Annotated in this window: 3 protein-coding genes; all 3 read left to right on the top strand. The window is 70.1% G+C overall.

Annotation, left to right across the window (positions count from 1 at the left end):
• A partial coding sequence (locus tag BIV23_RS28120; protein ID WP_281250170.1) for a vitamin B12 dependent-methionine synthase activation domain-containing protein occupies positions 1-940 on the top strand: 940 nt, incomplete at its 5' end.
• Positions 937-1,794, top strand: a complete 858-nt coding sequence (metF, locus tag BIV23_RS28115) for a methylenetetrahydrofolate reductase [NAD(P)H] (protein ID WP_071383778.1) — start codon at positions 937-939, stop codon at positions 1,792-1,794. The genes BIV23_RS28120 and metF, both read left to right, overlap by 4 nt.
• Positions 1,784-2,596: adenosylhomocysteinase (locus BIV23_RS28110; protein WP_079173425.1), on the top strand; the 813-nt coding region annotated here is incomplete at its 3' end. The genes metF and BIV23_RS28110, both read left to right, overlap by 11 nt.

The raw sequence follows: 2,596 nt of genomic DNA, 5'->3' as shown, positions 1-2,596 counted from the left end.
CGAGGGGCTGCGCCTGATGGACGCCCTCATCGGCGTCAAGCGCGGTGTCCCCGGCGCCGCACTGCCCGAGCTGAAGCAGCGCCGGGTGCGGGCCGCGGCCGCCGCCCCGGCCGAGGAACGCCCGCAGGAGGGGCACGTCCGCTCCGACGTCGCCACCGACAACCCGGTACCGGCCCCGCCGTTCTGGGACACCCGGATCGTCAAGGGCATCCAGCTCAAGGAGTACGCCTCCTGGCTCGACGAGACGGCCCTCTTCCGCGGGCAATGGGGGCTGACGAAGGATCTGGTGGAGAGCGAGGGCCGGCCCCGGCTGCGCGGTCTGCTCGACCGGCTCCAGACGGAGAACCTCCTCGAAGCGGCCGTCGTCTACGGCTACTTCCCCTGCGTGTCCAAGGACGACGACCTGATCGTCCTGGACGAGCACGGTGGCGAACGCACCCGCTTCACCTTCCCGCGCCAGCGCCGCGGCCGGCATCTGTGCCTGGCCGACTTCTTCCGCTCGCAGGAGTCGGGGGAGACCGACGTGGTCGGTTTCCAGGTGGTGACGGTCGGCTCGAAGATCGGGGAGGAGACCGCGCGCCTGTTCGCGGCCGACGCCTACCGCGACTACCTCGAACTGCACGGCCTGTCCGTGCAGTTGGCCGAGGGGCTCGCCGAGTACTGGCACGCCCGCGTCCGCGCCGAACTCGGCATCGCGGCAGACGATCCGCGTTCGCTCGACGCCATGTTCCGTACCGAGTACCAGGGGTGCCGCTACTCGCTGGGGTATCCGGCCTGCCCGGAGCTGGCGGACCGCGCCAAGATCGCTGAGCTGCTCAAGCCCGAGCGGATCGGCGTCCAGCTGTCCGAGGAGTTCCAGCTGCACCCCGAGCAGTCCACGGACGCGATCGTCGTCCACCACCCGCAGGCCGGCTACTTCAACGCGGGAGGCCGCGCATGACGACCTTTTCCTTCGAGTTCTTCCCGCCGAAGTCCGCCGCGGGCGAGCGGACGCTGTGGCAGGCGATCCGCCGGGTGGAGGCGCTGCGGCCGGACTTCGTCTCCGTGACGTACGGCGCGGGCGGTTCCTCCCGGGACCGGACCATCGAGATCACCCGGCGTATCGCGACGCAGACGACCCTGCGCCCGGTCGCGCACCTCACCGCCGTGGGCCATTCGGTGAACGAGCTGCGGCACATCATCGGCGCCTACGCGGACGCCGGCATCAAGGACGTCCTCGCCCTGCGCGGCGATCCCCCCGGCGCTCCCAGGGGACCGTGGGTGGCGCACCCGGACGGCTTCAGCCACGCGTACCAACTGGTCGAACTGGTCCGTTCACTGGGGAACTTCACCATCGGTGTCGCCGCCTTCCCCGAGCGGCATCCCCGCTCGCCCGACTGGGACAGCGACATCCGGCACTTCGTGGCCAAGTGCCGGGCCGGCGCCGACTACGCCATCACGCAGATGTTCTTCGACGTCGAGGACTATCTACGGCTGCGCGACCGGGTGGCCGCGGCCGGCTGCGACATCCCGATCGTCCCCGAGATCATGCCCGCCACCGACATCCGCCAGGTCCGCCGGTTCGCCGAGCTGAGCGACGCGGCCTTCCCGGAGGACCTGGCCCACCGGCTGGAATCCGCGCGCGACGATCCCGCCGCAGGCCACCGCATCGGCGTCGCGTACGCCACCGCCATGGCCGAACGCCTCCTCGCCGAGGGCGCGCCCGGACTGCACTACATCACCCTGAACAGGTCCACCGCGGCCCTGGACATCCACCGCAACGTCATCAGTTCAAGGAGCATTCGTGTCGCCTGAGTTCACGGATTTCAAGGTCGCCGACCTCTCGCTGGCCGAGTTCGGCCGCAAGGAGATCACCCTCGCCGAGCACGAGATGCCGGGCCTGATGGCGATCCGCGAGGAGTACGCCGAGGCCCAGCCCCTCGCCGGCGCCCGGATCACCGGGTCCCTGCACATGACGGTGCAGACCGCTGTCCTGATCGAGACCCTGGTCGCCCTGGGTGCCGAGGTCCGCTGGGCGTCCTGCAACATCTACTCGACGCAGGACCACGCGGCCGCCGCGATCGCCGCCGCCGGCATCCCGGTCTTCGCCTGGAAGGGCGAGACGCTGCAGGAGTACTGGTGGTGCACGGAGCAGGCGCTGACCTGGCCGGACAGCCCCACCGGCGGCCCGAACACGATCCTCGACGACGGCGGTGACGCCACTCTCCTCGTCCACAAGGGCGTCGAGTACCGCAAGACCGGTGAGCTGCCCCCGGCCGACAACGAGGAACTCGCCGCCGTGGCAGCCCTGTTGAAGGCGAGCACCCTCGACTGGACCGGCATCGCCGCGGAGATCCGCGGTGTGACGGAGGAGACCACGACGGGTGTCCACCGCCTGTACGAGATGCAGCGTGACGGTGTCCTGCTGTTCCCGGCGATCAACGTCAACGACGCCGTGACCAAGTCGAAGTTCGACAACAAGTACGGCTGCCGTCACTCCCTGGTCGACGGCATCAACCGTGCCACGGACGTGCTGATCGGTGGCAAGACCGCGGTCGTCTGCGGCTACGGCGATGTGGGAAAGGGCTGTGCGGAGTCGCTGCGCGGCCAGGGCGCT

Source organism: Streptomyces monashensis (assembly GCF_001866665.1).
Taxonomy (GTDB): domain Bacteria; phylum Actinomycetota; class Actinomycetes; order Streptomycetales; family Streptomycetaceae; genus Streptomyces; species Streptomyces monashensis.
Note: the sequence above shows the minus strand (reverse complement) of the source record. Positions and strands in the feature narration are given on the sequence as shown.